Below are 23020 nucleotides of genomic sequence, written 5' to 3' on the forward strand. Positions count from 1 at the left end.
AGATGTTCAGCTTCTTTATTGTTTAGTGATGTTAGTAGACATAATACGATTCAATTATTACGCCATACTTTTGAAGATCCTCAATATAGTACACATGGAATCTGAACGCCTTAGATGTTTTCCAGTGGTTTCTCAGAATATTTTGAAATCGATACTCGTCACAACATTGTTATGTTCACTATCACGATAAATTTCTATTAAACAAATAAAATCCACATGTACTGTAAATTATCACCACTCGACGATATTGAACAGGTGTCAGGTATCCTATCGTTCCCTGAATTTGATGCTTGATATACCTGTTTAAGTACTCCGATAATACCATTAATATAAAGACAGTCGCTTTTGAGAATTAAGGGGGAACTACAATGCAAGAACTTATATTTATGAAGGATTATAAAAACAATGAAGCACTTAGAAAGAGTTTTTTCGAACTTGCTACCAACACTTTTGGCTTAAATTTTGAAAATTGGTATCAACAAGGGTTTTGGAGCGAACGATACATTCCTTTTTCATTTGTTGAAGGAGATAAGGTAATTGCAAATGTTTCAGTAAACATTCTTGAGTTCATTATTAACGGAGAGAAGAAAAAAGCGATACAAATCGGAACAGTAATGACACATCCTGAATATCGAAAAAGAGGATTATCTACAAGTTTAATGGACAAGGTTTTAGAGGAATATGAGAACAAGGTTGATTTCATGTATCTCTTTGCCAACGATACGGTTTTTGATTTTTATCCCAAGTTTGGGTTTAAAGCCGTAGAAGAGCATCTATTTTCAATGGACTTTACACCAAGCCAATTGGAGCATACAGACATTAGAAAACTAGATGTAAGTCAAGCAGATGATCTACGGTTAATTTACACATTAGCATCAGGAAGATTGCCCGTTTCTCAACGTTTTGGAACTGATTGTACTCAAGGAATATTAATGTATTATTGCCTGAACGTGTTTAGTGATGATATTTATTACTTGGAAAACGAGAACGTTATTGCAATCTATAAGAATGAAAACAATCACATGGACCTCTTTGATATGATCAGCTTAAAGGAAGTCAACATTCAAGATGTTCTGACTAAGATTGCAGGTAAGGATATCGAGAAAATAACGTTCCACTTCACTCCAGATTATAATGGTATCAATATAAAAAGCACTATCTCTGAAGGTGGCTTATTTGTAAGAACAAATGGTGAAAATTTCTATCCCGCACACGTAAAACATCCTATTACATCCATAGCTTAATGCTAGGACAGGCGGACTTTTTGGTCATCCCCCTTAGCAACAATTGCCTCTATGTCGCCTATAAGTCAAACAAGAAGGAGCGGGAGTGACCCGCTCCTTTACTGTATATGCTAATTCATCTCGAACATCAGTCATTCCTAACCAACATCGCCACGCTCTCCACATGTATTGTAAGGGATATGGGGACATGCCTCACTCCTCTCTTCCACTGCCAGCTTTTTTTTGGGCTTTTCATTCCGCTCATACCTTGAATACTGCTCTTTAAGCCGGTTTTGAATACACAGGTTAATTGATACGGCTCCACGCTACCGTCTTCCTGTTCTCCTGTTATAACTTTTTTAATGACACTTTCGAATACACTGCGATCGAATTCAGAAAGGACGGTATTGCTTTGAAGCACGTTACGAAATTGCTGTTTGCGTTCGAAGAGAACTAGGCTTAACTTACGACGGATTGTCAAGCTAAGTGCGACAGCTCCTCTGCAAAGGATTCGTGAGGGGTTCTCCAACCCAAGCATTTTCATGGTCTGTGGTTAATCAAGCGCAGAGCGGTCTCCAAAGCTTCATTCGTGATTTGTGCGAAATCTGTCCCCTTGGGGAAAAACTCTCGCAAGAGGCCATTGGCATTCTCATTCGAGCCGCGTTGCCAGGAAGAATTCGGATCTGCGAAATAGACCTGTAGGCTATGAGCGGTTTCCAGGCTAGTGTAACAGGCGAACTCCTTGCCACGATCTGCAGTAGCGGTTTGAAATGCACCGGCAGGGTACTGCGAAGCTGCTACACCAAAAGCAATTTCCATAGACAAAGCTGTACGGTCAGGCATGTGAATGGCGGTATATAGGCGGGTCCTGCATTCGATGACGTAGCTAAACATCCCTTGCTTTTCCCACGGCCCGAGACGACCGTATCGAGTTCCCAATGACCTAAGGTTTCCGAGAACGAACCTCTTTCGGACGCTGAGAGATGGTCTTACCCACAGCGAACTTCACGCGTGTCTCCGCAGGCTTCTGCCGTTTACCTTTGTGACTTAGGACGGCAAAGCATCCCTTTCACCAAACTGGCTGTATATAGCCAGCGATAGATGGTTTTAAAGCAGACCACAGGGTGTCCCTCTTGACGGAGTCGTTCTACGATCTGCTCGGGAGACTACGTGGCTCGAAACCTTTCTTCAATAAGGACCGACTGCTGCGGTGTCCATTTTCCGGCAGGGACGGAGGACTTACATCGCTGGACATAGCTTTCCTGAGATCGCTCGGCACGATAGGACTTCTGCGTTTCGTTTCGACGGAGTTCTCGGCAAATGGTGGCATGATGCCTACCTAAATCACGGGCGATGGCTCGTGCACTTTTCCCCTGTTGGTGGAGGATTTCTAGCTTACTGCGCTCAATTATGCTAAGATGTGCGTAGCTCATGGTGGATTCTCCTTGTGTGAATGTGGTGTAGGAAGCTTCATTCTACACGAATCCGGCCATGGGCCATTTTTTATTTATTTTCAGTAGGTGTCGCACTTCATATTACAATCCGTCTTGTTTTAAATCACATCGACCGCTCCATTATTAAAGGATGTATTTTGATGTCGTAGTCAACATTAATTTTCATATTTCCCCAATATTTCAACCATTGCTCTTCCGTTATTTGTTTAGAAAACGGCTTAAGCGAATGTGTTCCGACCCCTAAGGGATCCACTTTCAACCGTTGCATACTTTTTAATAATTCTGACGTTTGTTCCTCAAGGTAGACCTCAATCTCATGAATTAAATGTTCCAATTGTTCCTCACTTTGAATATTCTTTTCTCCCTGGTATTCCTCAATTCTTCCTTTCAATCCCACATGTAAAGACAAGGATGAATAGTCCGTCGATAGTTTCATACGAATATTGGATCGAATACGTCCTAAACTGATAGATAATTTGGGAATGGCCAAGACTTTTAAGAAATGATCGTTATCCAGAAGTTGAAAAATTTCATCGCTTACTTCTTGAGTGACCATTACTTCTTTATCTTTTTGGAAGAAGGCCGTCCCTACGTAATTGAAATTGTTCTTATCCGAATGAAAAACCGGCAGGATCGGATCCTTAAGAGGGGAATATAACATCTTCATAAATTGATGAATATTGACGATGCTCATTTCACCTTGGTTATGCTCCTCGTAATGCTTTAACATCCGATAAAGAAAATAATCTTGGTTTTCTTGCTTCGTCAATTGATTTTTTATGTATTCATCAAAATCGCCTCTGACAATCAATAAATAGACACGCATTGAAATATCGGGATCAACCAATATCGTATTGATCAGCTTTTCAATGCCTCCTTTTTTTGCCAGCTCCTCATTGATTAATAACATTCGCAGCTGCCCCTGCTTTAATTCCCGATAATAAATTAAATTAAAATCCTTGCCTCCCTGCTTTAACAGATCGACTTCCTTGGAGAGAAAGCGTTTTTTTTCTTTGATGAGTGGTGGTACTAAAGTGCTGATTTTAAACTTTCCTTCCGTCCCCTTGTCAACCGACCAGAAAACGACCGGAGCGATCTCTTCGATCATATTGTTCTCGACATATGGAGAAGAACAACCGGCCATCCACATAAGGCTTACAATCGCCAACAAACCATAATGCTTGTATGGTACCATGCCTACATACTCTCCTTTCGTTTAATCACAGTGAAAAGGATCGTAGGAACAAGTAAATAAATGAATGCGCCGAGCCAGATTTGAATGTTCAGTAATATCTTTTGACCCGGAACCGTTTGCCATAACCATTGATCCATTATGATGATGCTTATCAAAATAACGAACCAACTCGACAATAATCCGATCCGAGTCGTACGTTCGTTCATTTTTTTCATAAAGACTCTTCCGGCTCCATAAAAACACAACAGAAGAATTGAAATGTCAAACACATAATTAAACATATGGAAAGAGATAAGGATGTAATCGATTCGTTCTAAACCGCTAGTTTGAATGTAGCTTCCCATATATCCTATCGGAAAATTGATCTTGCTTAAGAAGTTCGAACCGTAAAACAATACCGAAGCAATGAACAATAATGAATATTCCATGATCGTCATCATGTTTCCAATGACCAGATATTTCGATATTTTTTTATTGGAGCTTAACCATGGAACCATAAAGATCAAATATACTGGACCGGAAAATGCCGACCAAATAAACAACAAACCCTGCCATGATTGTCCTGACCATTCGGTGGGTATGAGAGGATACAAATCGCGGTAATTTGCAATCGACGGAAAGAAAAAAGGAATAAACACGATTGCGATCCAAGCCCCGCAAAGAAAGGCGATGATGACAAAACGCAATGTGTTCTCCATTCCATGTGAAGCCACAAATAAGCTGATCAAAAGAATCATTAGGATCAGCCATTTTTTATTCATTGATGGATAAATAAAACTATGGAGCATTTCAACGTATCCCAGTGTGATGATTGAAATTTTTAACAATATTATCAAAAAACCAAGTATTGCGAAAACTTGAACCGCCCGTTTCCCGAAAAGCTGTAAAAATCCTTGATAGCCTTTCGCTGCATAACTGGAAGTAAACCATTTGGACATCATCATCAAATTAAGTTGGGACAGCAGCCCCATCACGACAATTCCCCAAACCATATACGAATGAACCAAATAAACCGGCATGATTAAAATAAAATAATGCATTTGCATGCGATTCACTAAGAAAAGGAAATAGATGCCGCCAAGGGTGGAAGTTCGATTGTATAAAGATAAACTCTTCACTTCTTCATCTCCTTCCGCGATTTCCGCAGTGGTTTTAGGTATTTCGGACGCGTTTTCATCCAAATTAAAGGGCCGCGGATAAAGAGGTCGATCCAATCCTTCCCATAAAAAGGAGCAATCGGCGCTAAATAAGGTTGACCTAATGACGTTAATCCATGGAGATGTGCAAGAATCCCGATCAGCCCGATCACGATTCCCGGCAACCCAAGAAACGATGCAAGGATAAGAAGAAGAACTTGCGTCAGCACCATGGATTTTGTCATTTGGTAATTGGGAACTAAAAAGAAAGCAATAGCGGATATACCCATCAATACAATCAATACTTTACTTGCAAAGCCTGCTTCTACAGCCGCTTGTCCAATGACGATACCACCGATAACCCCTAACGTTTGACTGGTTTTGGTCGGCATTCGCAAACTTGCTTCTTTGATGATTTCCAGCGTTACGATCATGAATAATCCTTCTGCAAACGGAGTAAAAGGCAATTTGCTTCTCGATTCCAATAATACGAAAAGAATCGGCAGCGGAATCATTTGGTAATGAAATGTCGTTAACGCAACATAAAAAGGAATCATCGTCAAAGAAACAATAAAACTTCCATACCGGATTAAACGTAAAAAACTGGCTACCGGCCAACGAAGGAAGTAGTCTTCCGGCGATTGGAGTAGATGAAAAAAAGTAATGGGAGCAATTAAGGCAAACGGTGAATTGGAGACCAATAGCGTCAGCTTTCCCTCACCTAAGGCGTAGGCGCAGGAATCGGGCCGATCCGTTTGTAGAAACTGCGGAAAGACCGTATGATTATGATCTTCAATAAAAGCTGCAAGCTGAGAGGAGTCTAAAAATTGATCGAAATCCACATTTTTAATTTTCTTTCTTGCAAGGGAAACAAATTCTGGATTAGTTAATCCGTCTATGTACATTAACACAACTTTCGTTTTACTTAGTGAACCGATAGTGAAGCTTTCCGTTTTTAATGTCGTTATAGGCAAACGCCTGCGCAACATTGTAATGTTTTTATCGATTTGTTCGCTGAAGCTGTCTTTCGCTCCATATATAACCGTTTCCGTTTCGGAAGGTTCAACTGCCCGACCAAGAGGATTTTCCAATTGGACGCTTAACCATTGATCGTTGACTGAATCGTTTAGAAGAATAAATCCTTGCATTATTTTTTGTTCAGCATCTTCGATCGATATAACTTCTGAAACTTTGGAATTGGTTATGCATGAAGAAAGCGAATTGCCGGCAGATCGATGAAGTGGCTGAATAATCGCCTCGTTTAAACGCTCTTGATCGATTAACGTTTTTATGTATAAAAGATGAACTGAAGCACTGGTACCCATTCTGTGCTCAACGACTTCGGCATCATCCATATGGTTTAATTTCTGTTTTAATTTATCGAGCCATGTGGAAATTTGATGATTTTTCATTTGAGGGTCGTATTTTTCAACCATAGTTTCTCATCCTTTAAAGTAATCATTGGTTTTATCTTGCCCTGTAATCGAAAAAGTCATACGACCGGAAATATTTGTATTTCAAATCGCATAACGTTTCGGGTTTGATTGCCCAAGAGCATAGATGTGCTTCACTAGGAAACTGTTTCTTGATATCCATCCCGATTTACGCTAGGATTTGCTCAGCCATTCGAGTTGCTATGCCAGGGATTGAATCTAAACGTTCAACATCTTCATGAAACGATTCTACCCGCGTAGCAGCTTCCTTATCGAGCGCTTCAACTTGCTCACTCAAGAAATCAATGTGAGTTAAAATGGTTTTTACCGTCAGACGTTGATGGGGGTGCATTAAAGAGCCAGTTCGAGTTCTTTTTTTTCGCTTCAGGGTGCGTCTTGCGTAGTTCGCTAGTTTTTCGGGATCATCTTCAAAGTCAGCAATGGAAGCATTTTATGAGAGGAAACATCCATAATATTCGAGACAACGGAGCCAAGTTTAATGTTCGCACCTTCTTACACCTTCTGAATGCGATCGTATTGTCTAGCTCTCTCTTCAATGATGCTGCGGCGATACCAAACAAGTTCTCGAAGTTCCCGTTGATTTCGGTTTGGAATGAAGCTTGCTTTTATGTAGTCCATGACGGAGAAGTTTGACGATCCTCTTTGAATCCCTGATATCCGTTTTACGTTCAGGCAATGCCTTCATACGCTGGGCATTCACCACTAAAAATTCAATACCTTCAGCTTCAAGTAGGTTGATGATGGGTTTCCAAAATACTCCTGTGCTTTCCATCGCAATGTTAGAACACTTCTGTCAATCGATGAATCGTAATAGTTACACCGTTTTCGTTGAAAACGTTCAGATCTCCTTTCCTTCAGACGTTAGAATGCATACAGTAATATTGTCCTTATGAATGTCCATACCGCATACAATCAGGGGTAAAAAAGGTGGTGGAGACCTATATAAAATGATTCACAGGGATATATTCTCCGGTGCGATGGAGTGGAAGGTTATTAAGGATAACCCAGTATCCTCTGATCAAAAACCAAAAGTAATAAGTAAAAGAAACACGCCTACGAGCGGAAGTCAAAGATATGCTTGCCGCTTTAGAAAAAGAACCTCGCCATTGGAGATTGTTTGTAACCATGGCAGTAACGTCTGGCCTGAGACGAGGAGAATTACTTGGACTGGAAGAAAGCATATAGATCTGGAAACTGGGGTTTTGACTGTTGAACAGTGCGTAGCAATTACAGCTAAGCTAAAGGAGTATCTTGAGTACCGAAGAAAAGAACGAGAAGATCTGGGAATTGATTGGAACGGAGGAGGCTACCTTTTTATATTTTCTCATCCCGATGGCAAAGCATACCATCAGGAGAGACCATATCTGTGGTTCAGACACTTTCTTAAAAAGAATAATCTTCGATACATTAGATTCCATGATCTACGGCACACCTCGGCAACCTTGCTGATCAACCAAGGTGTACACGCAAAGATTATTTCAGAACTTTTGGGGCACGGGAACATTAGCACTACCATGGATATTTATGGCCATGCACTCCAATCTGCTGACCAGTCTTCCGCTGATAAATTTGATTCACTTTTTGATGTTCCCCACCAATTTTCCCCCAACGATGAAAATCAGACTCAAAAACCCTTGTAAATCAAAGAACAAACAGCTTCAACATGATTCGTATGTGGGAACATGTCCACCGGCGTTACCTCAACCGTGCGATATCCGCCATCCTCCAGCACACGCAAGTCACGTGCCAACGTGCTCGGATTACAGCTCACATACACCACACGCTCCGGCTTCATTTCCAGAATCGTATCCAACAAACGTGGATCACAGCCCTTCCGCGGCGGATCGACAACGATGACATCAGCTTCGATGCCTTGTTCTTTCCAGCGTGGAATGACATCCTCTGATGCACCGACTTCGAATTTCACGTTCTTCATCTCGTTCAAGAGCGCATTGCTGCGAGCATCTTCAATGGCTTCTGGAACAATCTCAACCCCGTACACCTGATCCGCATGCTGCGCAAGGAAAAGAGAAATCGTACCGATGCCGCAATAGGCATCGATGACAGTCTCTTTACCACTCAGTCCTGCGTACTCTACCGTCTTCCCATAAAGTACTTCCGTCTGCACCGGATTCACCTGGTAGAACGAACGCGCGGAGATCGCAAACTGCACATCTCCGATATAATCGTAAATCACATCACGGCCCCACAGGACGCGGGTCTCATCGCCAAAGATTACGTTGGTCTGCTTCTTGTTCACGTTCTGGCAAATGCTCGCCACATGCGGAATTGCTTCACGAATACTGCCGATCCACTCATCCTTATACGGAATGTCGCGGCCATTCGTGACGAGAACGAGCATCATCTCGCCTGTACGGAACGCCTTCTTCACAACCACATGACGCAGTAGGCCGCGACCTGTCTCTTCGTTATATGCACTAATGCCGAGATGGCTGCCTAGCTCCTTGACCTTTGCCACCACTTCATCGTTATGCTCATGCTGAATGAGGCAGGTGTCCATGTCGATGATCCGATGGCTTCCTTTGGCGTAAAAACCACCCACCAAGCCACCCTCGGCTGCTCCAATCGGCACCTGTGCTTTGTTGCGATAGCGCCATGGCTCGTCCATCCCCATGGTAGGCAGCACACGAATAGCGTGCTCCGCATCTTCTTCGTTCATGACCCCTTCCATCCGAAGACGGATACGGTTGCTGCCGTTCATTTGCTCTTCAGCAGAGGTTTGTTCAGGTTGGATTGCCTGTTCCTCATCCTCCACCAACACATTCAGCTTGCCAATCCGCTGCAAATTATCCACCACCAGCTGACGTTTCCACGCAAGCTGTCCGGTGTAACTCATATGCTGGATCTGGCAACCACCGCATTGATCGTAGATCGGGCAAGGCGCGGATACACGATCCGGGCTGGCCTTCACAATCTCCAGCAGTTTGGCGTAGCCGTACTGCTTTTTGGTTTTCATCACTCTCACGCGTACGGTTTCGCCCGGAAGCGCACCTTGCACGAAGAGCGTGTATCCATTGGCACGGCCGACACCTTCACCGTCATGGTTCATACCAATGATATCGATGACGGTCTCTTCATTTTTACTAACAGGAAGTCCTTCGATTGGTGCAGATTCACGTTCCCGTCCCTTTGGACGAACGGCAGAAAGAGATGCGCCTTGTGGTCGCACCTCTTTCCCTTGCTGACGTGTTGATGGACGAGATGATTTGCTCGACTGACGGGACGCTGACGCGTTCCCTTGCCCCTGAGAGGCAGCCGAATTCCGGCGGTTTTTTCCACGACCGCTGCGGTTCGTATTAGACAACGTACATTCACTTCTTTCTTCTTATATGTTCATCCCTTGTGCAAGGGAGATTTAATTCATTTTCAGACCCCATGAGATTATACGTGATCCCATTGCACACGGCAACTGGAAATCACATTTTCTCCCCAATCCATACTACGCTTAACGATACAACATCAGGTGATGACGCAGGTTCGTAAATGCGGCTGGCAATGTACCGCCCAGCTCACCATCCAGGTTCAACTGCACATAGCCCGGCGATGTCACTTCCATATAATCCGTTTGGAAATGAACGACCTTTTTGTCATTCAGATGTTCACCACGCAGCGCAAGGGTTACGAGGCGAATCATGTCAGCCAAATTACATTTGCGCACACCAATCACATCGAACAAGCCATCATCAATGGTCGCACCCGGAGCCAGCTTCTCGAAGCCCCCGACGGAGTTCGTATTGGCAATGAGGAACAGCATGAATTCATCATGAATTTCTTCCTGACCAGCCGCACGGATAACCAGCTCCTGCGGAGACAGACTCGCCATTTTCTCAATACCCTTCATATAATAGGCAAGTTGCCCAATCATCGTTTTCAGACGGCTTGGCACCTCATAGGTCAGTTCGGTTAACGAACCCCACCTGCGATATTGATAAAATATTTATCATTCGCCTTGCCCAGATCGAGCGGACGAAGCTGCTGGTTAATGACCAGATCCACGTAATCTTCCCATTGTCTCGGAATACCCAGTGCACGCGCAAAATCATTCGTCGTTCCCAAAGGAAATACACCCAGCGGTGGACGATTCTCCCGCTCGGCCATGCCATTAATGACTTCATACAACGTACCGTCGCCGCCAGCGGCAATAATCATGTCATATCCGCGCTCTATCGCCAGCTCCGCCTCCCGGGTTGCATCTCCCTCACCCGTTGTTGCGTGACAAGAGGCTTCAATGCCACCTTGATCCAAACGCTGCAAAATATCAGCCAGACGTTTCTTCATTTCTTCCCGGCCTGAGGTCGGGTTATATATTAAGCGAGCTTTTTTCATCCCATACGCCACCTATTCCACATTATCCATGAGTCTGAACGACCTCATTTTGTTTCCACCTGCGAGTGACCACAGCCGGGTATCATTTTACACAACGATTCATTTCCGTTAATCCTGCGCCAACACTTTTTTTCTACCTATATATATGCATAAGGAATTCCGTCTCATTCCATAGCCTTTATATTCTATCATATCATCAAATGTGAAGATGTCCTAGCCTATGATGAATAAGTAATTATTATCATATCGAATCAGTTCAAAATTTTACATCAGGATAACATTATCAATATATGCTAATGAATTAACTTACTCCACACTAGCCATGTATTGGCATTTATGCTTTCTCTTATCTTCCGAACCTGTCTATCCTTTACAAAATAAACCTTTCGCACTCCTCTTGAATCTAGTCCTATCGTCTTGCTGTCGTTCATAACCATCCATCACCATTCTGCCCGCTTGGGCCGGAAATAGTCTTATCCCCTCTCAAATCATGAGAACGACCATATCCTTCAAAAATTTTACAAATATCTAAACGAGATGACAAATAAAATGAAACCTTTTCCAATATAGTCGTAATGCATCCTCAACAAATCACACTATCATACCCATGAAGGAGATTACCAAATGAAAAGAATCGTATTATTGCTCATGGTTTCACTCCTGGCCTGTATTCCCTTTGTCACAGCCGTTGAAGCAGCCGTAATTAATCATGATCAGGTTGTCGGATTCCAGGGAGTAAGTCCCGTCACAGTCACGCAAATAGCAGCCAAACGTTTTCAACCTTACCTAAAAGTCTACCATGGATGTGTTCCATTCCCCGCAGTGGATCAGCAGGGCAATACCAACGGCGGCTTGCAAACTTCCGGTTCACCGAATGGAAACTGCAGTTCAAGCACAGGCCAAGTGTACTCCCGTTCGGCATGGCACAATGGCGTATGGGCGATTATGTACGCGTGGTACTTCCCGAAAGACTCCCCTTCCTCCGGCCTCGGCCATCGTCATGACTGGGAAGGCATCGTTGTATGGGTAGACAATCCCGCAGCACAAAATCCTCAAATCCTCTCCATCGCCTACTCAGGACATGGGCAGTTCACGAACGTTGCACCAAGTAACACGAATCTGAACGGTGCCAATCCGTTAATTAGCTATAATAGTACCTGGCCTCTAAATCATGAGCTTGGTGTAACGGGGACCGTGGGTGGAATGCAGCCTCTGATCGGCTGGGATGATCTAACGCCTGCCGCGCGTAATGCGCTGAATACAACAGATTTCGGCAGTGCCAATGTTCCGTTGAATGACAGCAATTTTACAAACAATTTAAACAAGGCCTGGTTCAGATAAAAAAAGTAAAATCCCCTTCAAGTAGACCACAGAACTTGGAGGGGATTGTTTTTGCAACTACATATAGTTTAGAAGCCAATCTTTCTGCCTGCACGTAATTGCTTATACCAAAAATATACGGTGCAGCCCACACAGTAACCGAGCAATGCGGCACTTGCAGCGAGGAGAAGCATCGACGAGAAAATATAACCCGCTACCTGCCAACCAAGGCCGAATGAGACAAGTGCCAGCGTAAGAAACAATACGGCCAGAACATTGTTGAAGCGTTGCAGTTCCACTGCCTGTGTCTCTGTCCCTTTTCCAGTTAACACGGCCTTCGCAATTTGCACAAACAGATTAAGCTTGCCTCCGGATGCCAGACCAATGACTTGGATGATCCATAACGCTCCCAGAATTAACGGCTGGTTGAACAGAAATGAGAGGATAACAAATAGCACAATCCCAATCTGGTTCGCTTTGACATAGCGCATAGGTACTTCCCGCATCTTCATATCTCCTTATCCCCATTTTATTAGTTGGTTTAATTGTAGTCGGGATTGGGACATTGAGCAATAGGAAAATGTGTGCAGGATGCTCACTATAGGCAAATTTCCAGAAGAAATTTCACTTTTACAGTGAGTCATCTTTTTTGAGATTAGAATATTCCTTTTTGAGAACATCCCAATGAGGAGTCGGCGTGTGGGTAGCCTTTTTCCAATCAGTAAATGCATTATCTAGCGCCTCAATCTCCCCATAAGAACCTGCAACCAGTTTATGCACCGGAAGCACACTATAGATCTTCAATAGAAGGTAAAACATCCGTTGATGCTTGCGAATCAGTTTGGCCTGAATCTCCGGTATTATCGTTATGCCCATAGCCTCCAGCACGCTAAAGCCCTCATCCATCGCCCCAATCATATGCTGGAGCTGCTTTCTGTTCCCGTCCAGCTTGATCATCTCACGCTTCTCATTAAAACTCACCGCATTAAGCATCAGAATGGGCACCATATGGCTTTTCAGCCAGGCATCGATATCGTCCAGGTAATTCAACTTGTATTTCGTCTTCTCAAAAGCTTGATCCAGTATCGATTTAAAGGCAATCTCACCGTCCAGCCCACCAATCACCATTTGCCCGTTTGCTCCACCAATGGATAACATCCTGTCTTCTTGCCGCCGTCCACCGCTGACCTGAAAACCAAACGCGATCCTTTTTTCCTCCTTGCTGTTTTCCTCCAAAAAGATTTGCATGCGTCGTGCATCTGCGTTGTTGCCGACAATCACAATATTGCTGCTCTGATTGGCCGCCAGAATGGGAAGCACGGATGGAAAATCGTTATATTTCATAACCACGAAGATAAGATCATAGCGATCATTTTCTTCCAACGTTCTTGTTACCCGAACCGGATCAACGGTTGTTTTAAACTGGAACACATGACGAATGACGATACCATCCCTCTCCAGTTCCTCTGCCCGCTTCCCTCTAGCCAGAATGGTGACGTCATTTCCCCCGCGCATCAGCACCTGCGCCAACTGACTGCCCAGAACGCCTGCGCCATACACTAATATGTTCATTAGTTATCCCTCTATTTCAAATTTTTATGGATATTCGTTGCTTTATCAACAGTTGTTGATAAAATAAGAGTAACAAAGCATCTGCAACGCTTCAATCGCTAAAACATCCGTTTTTGTTGAATAATCAACGAATGAACCCATATTGTTGAAAACTTCTGAGGAGGAGCCATGGACAGACGAGTAGTCAAAACAAGAAAAGCCATAACCGGGGCCTTTATTGGGCTGTTGGAAGAGCGGGATTTCGAGCAAATTACGATTAATGACATTGCTGATCGAGCGAATGTTAACCGTGGTACCGTCTATTTGCACTATACAGACAAGTTCGATCTCCTGGATCAAAGCATCGAGACGTATTTGCAGCAATTGGTGGAGAGCTGTATGGTCGAGAGTCCTACCACTCCCATGACCATTAAGGATGCATTGCTCCGAACCTTCCGTTACCTGGAGCAGCACGCTCCCGTTTATACCACGCTATTAACTCGAAAAGGCATCCCGGCATTCCGAAATCGACTCATGACGCTCCTGATTCAGGGGGTTGAAGAGCAGGTTGATGCGTGCGGCATTCACAAGGGACTTAACAGGGAGATCACTGTACAATTTCTGGCCTCTGCCGCCGCTGGTTTGCTGGAATGGTGGATTATGAATTCCATGCCTTATCCAGCAGAGGAGATCGCCGAAGAATTAATCTCTATGCTGGAACTTCATCTCATTCTTCCCCTACAGTATAGGGTTAATATCGCTTTATTCCATGATTAATACGGGGCCAATGATTCGATAAATAGGAGATCGTAAGTTGCTGCGACTCCTCCCTGCATGCTGAACCTATTCTCATACTCCCTATACATATCAGTGAACAATCGACGCAAGCTGTAACCTGATACCCTTACTGCTTCTGAAGTGCTGGCTCCCATCCCTTTAACCGAATACAGAAAATCTCTTGCGGAAGCATACTTTTCCTTATGAATTGAACGCTCACAATTGAAATTCAAATATCCGGATTCCTGAAGCATGGTTTCCCATTGGACAGGCGATGCAAACGACAGTCCATGTCGCTGTGGTTCCAGTCCGTTAGCTCGATAAGCTTCATTAAATGCCTCATGCATTTCACAAAATGTATCCGGCCCGAAGGTCGCAAATATCAGCAAGCCTCCGGGGCGCAGCATACGCCGCAGTTGACTCAGTGTTTCCTGCGGAGAATTTAGCCATTGAAAACAGGCGTTAGAGACGATGATATCCACTGAGGACTCCGGAGCATTTACGGCCCACATTTCAATATCTGCCTGTAGAAAACGTAAGTTATCCGTTGTACAATCCCCAGTACCTGGATGCTGTGCTGACCGGAACCGTTTCGAAGCCAATTCGATCATCTCGGGTGCAATGTCAATTGCAGTGATCTTCGCACTGGGCCATGCATTCACTACGATTTGAGTCAGAGCTCCCGTGCCACAACCGATTTCAAGAATGCTCGGCTCACTTGGGAGCCCTTTATTTTTCCATTCTGCGAGAGGTCTTGCTAACTGATCAGCCATCGAACGCTGCACATGTGCATGTGTATCGTAAGAAATCGCACTACGATTAAATTGGCGTTGAACAGCACTATTTCTACTATTGGTCACGCCACCACCTCCTCCATTCATCCGCTATATGTGCTTCCCTTCCCAAAAAAGGTGCATGCCCGCAGGCGGTTATTGAAATTAACTCGGCATGGGGTAATTGAGTCACAAGCTCTAATCCAGCACCGTAAGGACAAATTTTGTCCTCAGTCCCGTGAAAAAGAAGAACCGGACAATCTATACTCGGCAGTTGAGATAAGCAATTTTCGGTTCGTAACAACTGAAGACCTGCCAGTAGTGCTTGGGTTGTCCAGCTACCCGTTTGAGGTAGACTTTCAGCAAGGCCTGTCTCCCATTCTTGCTCCGTAAACATCATCTTTCGAAAATTCGTTTCAACTGCATGTCGATCCCTTGAGATCCCTGTGATCATCTGCCTAACGTACGCATCTGCCATGCCGCGGTCAAGCTCTTCTTTGGATCGGGTAAAACGCGCGGTTGCACTGAATAACACAAGACCATCAGCGTAGCCTTTAGCCGCTAATCTAAGCGCTAGTAAACCTCCAAGCGACCAGCCTGATATCAAAAGCGGCCCGTAAATCGCCTTTTCCCTGCAAGCCGACCCTCCACCAAATAAAATATTCCTCACTGCCGTCTCAGCTAGACATAGCATGTTCTCCGGAGAATCGGCAGTGCTGTAATCAACAGAAATATGCCGGAAATCAGGCAACAACAGGCGAAGACGTTCAAACACCGCATCAGGCATACTCCAACCCGTTAGCCACACTATGGTTCCGCTTGTCTCTTGCTTTATTTGCAGTAAGCTCTGATCCGGTGCATTCATGAGTTCACCACCCCCAATTGAAGCCCGATCTTGCCGATTAACGAAGCTGCATCGCTCAGTTCATTAGGGGTATGATCAGCTGATAAAGAGAAGCGAATTCGCGCTGTGCCTTCAGGAACAGTAGGCGGCCTGATGGCAACTCCGGCAATACCACCTTCTTCAAGGGCCGCACTGAAACGAAGAGCTCTTTCGTTATCACCGACGACTATTGGAACAATAGGAGAATCCCCGGGCTCAACGTTAAATCCGGCATCACCAAGTGAAGAACGAAACAACATACTGGCTGAGTAGAGACGTTCACGACGCCAATGATCATTTTGTACCAAGGTTAACGCTGTTGAAATACCTGCGACGAGAGAAGGAGGTAAAGCCGTTGAATAGATGAGCGGCCTTGCTTTGTTGATGAGAAAGCGGATTAATGCACGGCTGCCGCAGACATAAGCTCCATATAAACCAAATGATTTGCTAAAAGTCCCCATATGCACATCCACATCGTTTTGCAGACCAAGCTTAGAGCATAGTCCTTCACCCCGTTCCCCGTAGATCCCCCCGCTGTGGGCCTCATCCACCATCAGCATTGCCCCGTACTCCTGTTTGAGCGCAACGAGTTCTCGCAAGGGTGCTTGATCCCCATCCATGGAAAAGACGGCATCCGTAACAATCAGCTTACGTCGTTTATCCCGGTGTTTGTTCAATAACACCTTCAGATGCTCCATATCATTATGCCGATACCGGGCATGCTCTGCGCGGCTCAGTACAATCCCATCCACGATACTCGCATGGTTTAATTGATCACTGAAAACCACATCGCCCCGGCCCACGAGTGCACGAATGACACCGGAATTAGCCATATAGCCATTTGCAAAAACAAGTGCTGCCTCACTATGCTGCCAAGCGGCCAGCGCTTCTTCCAGACGGCTATACAGCGGTCGATTCCCAGTGACAAGGCGAGATGCCCCCGAACCTCCTCCTTCGGTAAGAAGCGTCTCGCGAATTGTATTGATGATAGCGGGATGTTGTGCGAGTCCCAGATAATCATTGGAGGCCAGGTTGAGGAGCACTCGATCTCCTCTCAGCGTATAACCCGGACCATCCGGAACCGCGGCACTGTCACGTAAGTAACGTTCATTGGAGGCATTCCCCAATAATGCCAGTTCTTTTTCCATCCAGTTCATAGTCTGTACCGCCTTAAAGAGCATTTAGCTCAATCTCAAAGCCCAAATCTTCAATCATTTGATGATCATTCGAGATTTCTTGACCTGCTGTCGTTAGATAATCACCTACAAAGAGTGAATTTGCCGCATACAGTGACAAAGGCTGGAGTGTACGAAGGTTGATCTCACGCCCGCCCGCAACACGAATCTCTTTGGATGGACAAATGAACCGAAACAGCGCCAATACCTTGAGGGCTTTCATCGCCGGAGTGCGACCCGCGCCTTCCAGAGGAGTTCCCGGTATCGCATTGAGAAAATTAATCGGAATCGAATCCGCATCAAGCTCACGCAGTGCCAAAGCCATCTCGACAATCTCCTGATTACTCTCCCCCATACCGATAATGACACCGGAGCAGGGGACATGCCGTATGCTTTTACCTTTTCCACGGTTTCAATTCGCTGGTCATAGGTATGTGTAGTGGTTATCGACGGGTAATTGGCTTTGCTGGTGTTCAGGTTGTGATTGTATCGGTGTACGCCTGCGTCAGCCAAACGTTCTGCTTGACCGTCTTTCAATATGCCCAGACAGGCGCAGATTTTAAGCGGCATCGTTTCACGGATTTCTTTTACCGCCTCTACAACTTGATCCAGATCCTTATTCGTCGGACCCTTCCCTGAAGCTACAATGCAATAGGTTCCTGCTTTACGTGACATAGCTTCGCGTGCTCCTGCAAGTAGCGTTTCTTTGTCGAGCAAGCTGTATTTTTGAATGGGTGCCGTTGATACGATGGATTGTGAGCAGTAACCGCAATCTTCGGGGCAAAAGCCGCTTTTGGCGTTAATGATCATATTCAGCTTTACTTTTTTGCCGTAAAAATGTCGTCTTACATGAAAAGCGGCTTGCATCAGCGGCAGTACCTCATCGTCGTTTGCTTCAAGCACAGCAAGCCCCTCTTCAATGGTTAAGCATTCGCCATTCAATGATTTCTTTGCAAGCGACAACCACTCTTGATTACCTGTCATTGTATTCACCTTCATTCATCCTCCCATGGATTGAACTGTTATTGCTTGTCTGATTGGTGTTAACTGGATCTTCTCTCGAATCACTTGGATCAACAGTTCCGAATCGATTTCGCCCGTTAAGCACGGAAAGCGTCCGAGAAAGGATATGCCGCAATAACGTTCAATCAGCTCCGCGTTCGTTGCAATGCTGGAGTCGTTATGAATCTCGTCAGATTCACCATCGTTGAGAATAAAACCTACGATCGGAACACCATGTTGCTGAAGGTAAGCCACCGTAAGAAGTGTATGATTAATTGTACCTAGACCTGAGCTGGCAACGATCAGAGCTGGTGTCCGAAGCTCCGAGATCAGATCTACTACAAGAGAGTCTTCAGTCAGTGGAACAGCAACGCCCCCTGCCCCTTCGATGAGTACCGATTCATATCGATGGATTAGCGGCTGACCAGCGGTGATTATCTCCTGTAACGTTATAGTCACTCCTTCCTGCTTGGCAGCGAGCATCGGGGTAAGAGGAGCTTGGAATGTAAATGATGCCACATCCTCGGCACTTTCATGAATTCCGCTGTATTGCAATAGACGTTCTGCATCGGTTTCTCCGCTGCCAATAAGTGCACCGGACTGCACGGGCTTCCAGACGCCTACATTCAGATCTTCAGCACGAAGCGCAGCAGTAAGAGCTCCTGTAACGATTGTTTTCCCAACATCGGTGTCCGTGCCTGTTACGAATAATCCGTGAATTACATTCATCATTCCAAGCCACCTTCGGTGACATCAAGAATGGATTTCATCAGAATATCGGTCATTGCATCAAGCTCAGCCTCTGTGCTGGCAAGAGGAGGAATGAACACCACGACATTGCCAAGCGGTCTTGTAAGCATGCCAAGCTCTCTGGCCCGCCCGGTTACACGAACGCCAATACGTTCGGCCCAATCGTAAGGTTCGCGAGTCTCCTTATCCCTTACAAGCTCAATTCCTACCATTAATCCCTTCTGCCTGATATCACCGACATGCGGGCAATCGTTAAGCGCTGCGAGCTTGCCTTCTACAAAAGTCGCTTTGGCTCTTACACCTTCTACCAAGTTGCGCTCTTCAAATAGTTTCAAGTTAGCCAAAGCTACTGCACAACCGAGCGGATTACCTGTGAAGGAATGACCGTGAAAAAATGTTTTCTGCTCTTCATAATCGGCATAAAAAGCGTTGTACACTTCATCCGTTGCCAATGTCGCTGCCACAGGCAAGTAGCCGCCTGTAAGGCCTTTGCCTATCACCATCAAATCAGGCGATACCTCTTCGAGATCACAAGCAAACATAGCGCCTGTCCGACCAAAGCCTGTCGCCACCTCATCGGCTATAAACAGTACGTCATAAGAACGGCAAAGTGCTGCCATCTCGCGTAAACAGCCTTCAGGCATAATAAGGATGCCACTAGCCCCTTGAACAATTGGCTCCACAATGATGGCCGCGATTTCGTCTGCGCTGGTTTCAAGTACATTACGCAATGCGGTTAACGTAGCTTGCATGGCTTCCATTTCGCCGTTCTCATGTCGATAAGCGTAAGGATATGGAATGACATAAGTAGGGAACAGCATCGGACGGAACACATCATGGTACAACGGAATTGCACCGACACTAACCGCACCAATCGTATCTCCGTGATAGGCTTGATTCATCGTAATAAACTTCGTTTTACCCGTTTCCCCTCGGTTCTTCCAGTACTGAAACGCCATTTTGACCGCAATTTCTACACCGGTTGCTCCCGAATCCGAATAAAATACTTTATTTAATCCTTCTGGTGAAATCTCTACCAGTTTTTCTGCAAGCTCAATTGCAGGCACATTGGCCATTCCGAGTAGCGTAGCATGTGCAACACGCTCCAACTGATCCGTTATGGCTTGGTTCAGCTCCGGTACGTTATGTCCGTGAACGTTAAGCCACACCGAGGAGAAGCCATCGTAATAGGCACGTCCTTGGACGTCATATAGCATAACGCCTTCGCCTCGCTCGATAATAAGAGGATCGGAGTTATTGTAATCTTTCATCTGCGTAAAAGGGTTCCATAGATGAGCCTTATTTATAGCTGCCAGTCGTTCATAATGTGTCATAAGATATCACCTTCCGTTAGATCATTTCAATTGTTAACCAAAATATTTTATAAAGGTTAACAATTGAATGTTGACATCTTATCAGACAAAAACTTTCCTGTAAAGAGAATCATTTCTGAGTTATAACCCTGATCCTCCATTCTGTCTGACCGGAATGAACTCCGAATTGCGCCTCGTAAAGGGCTCTGCCGAATACAAAAAAACACGCCTGATTCGGCGTGTTTTAGTGTTTGATAGAGATTAGGAAACTGAGCACTCCACATATCTAAAGTGCAAACAAAACAAAACGGCATCTCTGCCGTTTTGTTTAAATCTGAGGTTAAAAGCTACCGGAAATGAGCGCTTTCAGCGATCCTTTTCCCCTATACTAAATCTCAACCTCATTGTATTTTTCCAGTAAATGTTGAATCTGGCGCTCTAGCCAATGACTTAACAGCGGATGTGGAAGCAGCGTCTCGCCACTATACACATAATCCAGTTCCTTTAGTCGGCCCGGAATCACCTTCATGGTGAAATAACCTGCACTCAAAAACAGCGGCGCCACAATCACCCGGCTCCCCCGCTCTTCACTCCAGTATTTCGCCTTGTCGTAAACACTATCCGGATTAAGCAGCGCATAATCCGTATGAGCTACACCACTAACTTCCTGCACCCGCTGTGCGAGCGAAGAAATACCCGCTTCCCAGCGCTGACGGAATCCATTGTGAATGCTCCCATGTCCGACGAGCAGAATCGTTTCCTGCTCTGGTTGCTGTGAAAGGGCCTTTACCTTGTCCCAGACCATGACCGCAATATCCGGATCATTATCCACAGGATAACCGAAGTAGACTTGTGCTTTCACGTTGAATGGCTCCAGATCCGTCTCACGCTCCGGAGCATCTTTGGCACCGATAGCATACTCTATCTCATCCACATGTGTACTGCCGGACGAAACAAACAGAGGTACGACCAATATATCGGTTACGCCTTGTGCTTCCAGTCGGTCGATACCGTCCTGGATCAGACGTCCTTCCACAAGTTCAAGAAACCCGGCTTCCACGGGCAGTGGTTCAGGCAGTTTCAACCGGGAGACCGCGTCATCGACGGATTCTACCCAGGCCTTCTCCTGAGAACCGTGACTAATGATGAGTACACCCGGTTTCTTCATCCTTAACGTCCCAGGCGTTCCAGTGTCATTTTATAACCGTCATTGCCGTAGTTCAGGCAGCGTTTTACACGAGAGATCGTGGCTGTACTTGCACCTGTCTCAGCTTCAATCTGGTTATAGGTATTTCCTTTGCCAAGCATACGTGCTACTTCCAGCCGCTGGGACATGGATTGAATCTCGTTTACGGTGCAGAGGTCATCAAAAAACACATAACACTCTTCAATATCTTTTAGAGTCAAAATAGCCTCAAATAATTGTTCAATGCTTTTATCATTTAGCTTTTTCAGCTGCATTTCATCATCATCCCCTAGCGGTTACTGTGTACCTTCATTGTACTCACCCTGAGTTGGTATTTCAAGCGTTAACGATTTCACGCACTACAGAACAAAAATACATGTTACCGCTTACATCGCGTATTAATGTCCTCCCTGCGCGCACAATCCCCCTCTATCTCACGGTTTTTACCCTTTTCCCACGTATATTTCCGATTAAATTTGTAGGTATTTACCCATTTTAAATGTGGCGAATTTGTGTCTAAATGATAAAATTCTACTGTAAACCTCTCATCCCCTCCTGCGCCCAAATCCGCAAATATCCCGCTTTACGGGATACTCGCCTACGCCGTCTCTCCGCTAATGACATACAGTATATCAAAAGGGAGTTCCATCTCGGTCTGTTATGCACATCGAGCAGCTGAAGGAACGCAATTCCGAAATCCAACATAGAAGGAACGTGATAGTTCATGCCTCAGCATTATTATCACCGCCGGCCCGCTCCACGGCAGCGTCCGTCTTCCCATACGCATCGGCAGCCCCATACTTCTGCCTATATGCCGCCTGGGGCGATCCCGCGGTCATTGAATGAAGGCCAGGTTCAGCCCATGTATCCTGGTGTAGATCCATACTATCCTCCACTCCAAGAAGTTGAAGCATCGGCACTTGTACCTTATAGTCCAGGTAGTCCGGCTGGTGGAGATTTGTTCGGCGGGGGGCTCCTCTTGCTTCTCCTGTTCCAGTGGAAGCGCCTGCGTCTTCCTCAGGCTTTTCCCTGGCCAATATCGGCGAACTGAAAGGAATGATCGACCGCTTCGGTGGAATTGATGGCATCATGAGCGGAATCGGCAAAATGCAAAAGGTCGTTGGCGGGTTCCAGCAGATGGCACCAATGATGAAACTGGTGATGGGGATTCTGCCTTTTGGAAAAGGAAAAAAAAGCAGTGCGGCGGATAAAGATTATGAAGAGTATTCTCCACCTCGCTCACGCAAACGCCGTAAAAAAACGACTTCTGCTCCACGCAAACGTAATTCAAATAGCAAATCCGGCCGTAATAAGTCCAATACCACGAAACGTCGTCCCAAAAGAAACAAAAAAGTCTAACACTTTTCCCAGGCGCCCTCTTTCATTAGGGGGTGCTTAATCCACTTCAACCTTATTCTCCCCCTTCATTCCATTCATTCTTTCATAGTAAGAAGAACCTATTCATAATAGATATTTTTAAG

General features: G+C 45.2%; 20 protein-coding genes and 3 pseudogenes. 5 read left to right on the forward strand and 18 right to left on the reverse strand.

Features of this window, described 5'->3' with window-relative positions; genetic code table 11:
• Positions 1–368 precede the first annotated feature (368 nt).
• A complete protein-coding gene (locus ACTWJ7_RS31310; protein WP_079350466.1) occupies positions 369–1244 on the forward strand; it encodes a GNAT family N-acetyltransferase in 876 nt (291 codons plus the stop codon).
• A gap of 456 nt (positions 1245–1700) precedes the next feature.
• On the opposite strand, the pseudogene ACTWJ7_RS31315 reads toward ACTWJ7_RS31310, so the two are convergent.
• The 5 genes and pseudogenes from ACTWJ7_RS31315 to ACTWJ7_RS31335 all read right to left on the reverse strand — a co-directional run bounded on the left by ACTWJ7_RS31315 (position 1701) and on the right by ACTWJ7_RS31335 (position 7240).
• A pseudogene (locus ACTWJ7_RS31315) lies at positions 1701–2656 on the reverse strand (IS30 family transposase).
• Positions 2657–2780: 124 nt separating this feature from the next.
• Positions 2781–3872, reverse strand: coding sequence for a Ger(x)C family spore germination protein (locus tag ACTWJ7_RS31320; protein WP_079350468.1), 1092 nt, complete (start codon positions 3870–3872; stop codon positions 2781–2783).
• Positions 3873–3874: 2 nt separating this feature from the next.
• Positions 3875–4990, reverse strand: coding sequence for a GerAB/ArcD/ProY family transporter (locus tag ACTWJ7_RS31325; protein WP_301880855.1), 1116 nt, complete (start codon positions 4988–4990; stop codon positions 3875–3877).
• Positions 4987–6444: a spore germination protein gene (locus tag ACTWJ7_RS31330; protein WP_079350470.1), complete on the reverse strand. Its 1458-nt coding sequence runs from the start codon at positions 6442–6444 to the stop codon at positions 4987–4989. Before ACTWJ7_RS31330 ends, ACTWJ7_RS31325 begins: the two co-directional genes overlap by 4 nt.
• 550 nt (positions 6445–6994) lie before the next feature.
• A complete protein-coding gene (locus ACTWJ7_RS31335; protein WP_367620550.1) occupies positions 6995–7240 on the reverse strand; it encodes an IS110 family transposase in 246 nt (81 codons plus the stop codon).
• Between the two features lie 169 nt (positions 7241–7409).
• Here ACTWJ7_RS31335 and ACTWJ7_RS31340 point away from each other — a divergent pair, with 169 nt between their 5' ends.
• Positions 7410–8102 (forward strand): site-specific integrase, encoded by a 693-nt coding sequence (locus tag ACTWJ7_RS31340; protein ID WP_301880856.1) that lies wholly within the window; start codon positions 7410–7412, stop codon positions 8100–8102.
• Here the strand turns inward: ACTWJ7_RS31340 and rlmD are convergent.
• Positions 8087–9787, reverse strand: coding sequence for a 23S rRNA (uracil(1939)-C(5))-methyltransferase RlmD (gene rlmD / locus ACTWJ7_RS31345; protein WP_079350472.1), 1701 nt, complete (start codon positions 9785–9787; stop codon positions 8087–8089). The two genes, ACTWJ7_RS31340 and rlmD, sit on opposite strands and share 16 nt — an antisense overlap.
• Positions 9788–9928: 141 nt before the next feature.
• Positions 9929–10809, reverse strand: a pseudogene (locus ACTWJ7_RS31350) (diacylglycerol kinase).
• 624 nt (positions 10810–11433) lie between these two features.
• On the opposite strand from ACTWJ7_RS31350, the gene ACTWJ7_RS31355 reads away from it, so the two are divergent.
• Positions 11434–12150, forward strand: a complete 717-nt coding sequence (locus ACTWJ7_RS31355) for an NPP1 family protein (protein ID WP_301880857.1) — start codon at positions 11434–11436, stop codon at positions 12148–12150.
• 68 nt (positions 12151–12218) lie between these two features.
• On the opposite strand, the gene ACTWJ7_RS31360 is transcribed toward ACTWJ7_RS31355, so the two are convergent.
• A complete protein-coding gene (locus ACTWJ7_RS31360; RefSeq protein WP_301880858.1) occupies positions 12219–12635 on the reverse strand; it encodes a DUF4395 domain-containing protein in 417 nt (138 codons plus the stop codon).
• A 124-nt stretch (positions 12636–12759) separates the two neighbouring features.
• Positions 12760–13701 carry a ketopantoate reductase family protein gene (locus tag ACTWJ7_RS31365; RefSeq protein ID WP_301880859.1) on the reverse strand — a complete coding sequence of 314 codons (942 nt, stop codon included), beginning with the start codon at positions 13699–13701 and terminating at the stop codon, positions 12760–12762.
• Positions 13702–13869: 168 nt separating this feature from the next.
• Here ACTWJ7_RS31365 and ACTWJ7_RS31370 point away from each other — a divergent pair, with 168 nt between their 5' ends.
• A complete protein-coding gene (locus ACTWJ7_RS31370) occupies positions 13870–14457 on the forward strand; it encodes a TetR/AcrR family transcriptional regulator (RefSeq protein WP_443146216.1) in 588 nt (195 codons plus the stop codon).
• Here ACTWJ7_RS31370 and bioC read toward each other — a convergent pair.
• From bioC to ACTWJ7_RS31415, 9 genes and pseudogenes are all read right to left on the reverse strand, one after another.
• Entirely contained in the window at positions 14454–15317 is an 864-nt protein-coding gene (gene bioC / locus ACTWJ7_RS31375; protein ID WP_301880861.1) for a malonyl-ACP O-methyltransferase BioC, read from the reverse strand. The two genes, ACTWJ7_RS31370 and bioC, sit on opposite strands and share 4 nt — an antisense overlap.
• Positions 15307–16095: an alpha/beta hydrolase gene (locus tag ACTWJ7_RS31380; protein ID WP_301880863.1), complete on the reverse strand. Its 789-nt coding sequence runs from the start codon at positions 16093–16095 to the stop codon at positions 15307–15309. The genes bioC and ACTWJ7_RS31380 overlap by 11 nt, the downstream gene beginning before the upstream one ends.
• Positions 16092–17270, reverse strand: a complete 1179-nt coding sequence (gene bioF / locus ACTWJ7_RS31385) for an 8-amino-7-oxononanoate synthase (RefSeq protein WP_301880864.1) — start codon at positions 17268–17270, stop codon at positions 16092–16094. Before bioF ends, ACTWJ7_RS31380 begins: the two co-directional genes overlap by 4 nt.
• Before the next feature lie 13 nt (positions 17271–17283).
• Positions 17284–18272 (reverse strand): annotated as a pseudogene (bioB, locus tag ACTWJ7_RS31390) (biotin synthase BioB).
• Between the two features lie 15 nt (positions 18273–18287).
• The gene (gene bioD, locus ACTWJ7_RS31395) at positions 18288–19022 is read right to left on the reverse strand and encodes a dethiobiotin synthase (RefSeq protein WP_301880867.1); all 735 of its coding nucleotides are present in this window, start codon (positions 19020–19022) and stop codon (positions 18288–18290) included.
• A complete protein-coding gene (gene bioA, locus ACTWJ7_RS31400) occupies positions 19019–20374 on the reverse strand; it encodes an adenosylmethionine--8-amino-7-oxononanoate transaminase (protein WP_301880868.1) in 1356 nt (451 codons plus the stop codon). Before bioA ends, bioD begins: the two co-directional genes overlap by 4 nt.
• 367 nt (positions 20375–20741) lie before the next feature.
• Positions 20742–21521, reverse strand: coding sequence for a sirohydrochlorin chelatase (locus ACTWJ7_RS31405; RefSeq protein WP_301880869.1), 780 nt, complete (start codon positions 21519–21521; stop codon positions 20742–20744).
• Positions 21522–21523: 2 nt separating this feature from the next.
• On the reverse strand, positions 21524–21814 hold the full coding sequence (locus ACTWJ7_RS31410; protein WP_017690665.1) for a YerC/YecD family TrpR-related protein: 291 nt from the start codon (positions 21812–21814) through the stop codon (positions 21524–21526).
• A gap of 447 nt (positions 21815–22261) precedes the next feature.
• A complete protein-coding gene (locus tag ACTWJ7_RS31415; protein WP_443146217.1) occupies positions 22262–22423 on the reverse strand; it encodes a hypothetical protein in 162 nt (53 codons plus the stop codon).
• Positions 22424–22595: 172 nt separating this feature from the next.
• Here ACTWJ7_RS31415 and ACTWJ7_RS31420 point away from each other — a divergent pair, with 172 nt between their 5' ends.
• Positions 22596–22898, forward strand: a complete 303-nt coding sequence (locus ACTWJ7_RS31420) for a hypothetical protein (RefSeq protein ID WP_443146218.1) — start codon at positions 22596–22598, stop codon at positions 22896–22898.
• Positions 22899–23020 lie beyond the last annotated feature (122 nt).

Origin of the sequence: Paenibacillus sp. 1A_MP2, from assembly GCF_052244825.1 — a bacterium.
Lineage (GTDB): Bacteria > Bacillota > Bacilli > Paenibacillales > Paenibacillaceae > Paenibacillus > Paenibacillus vandeheii.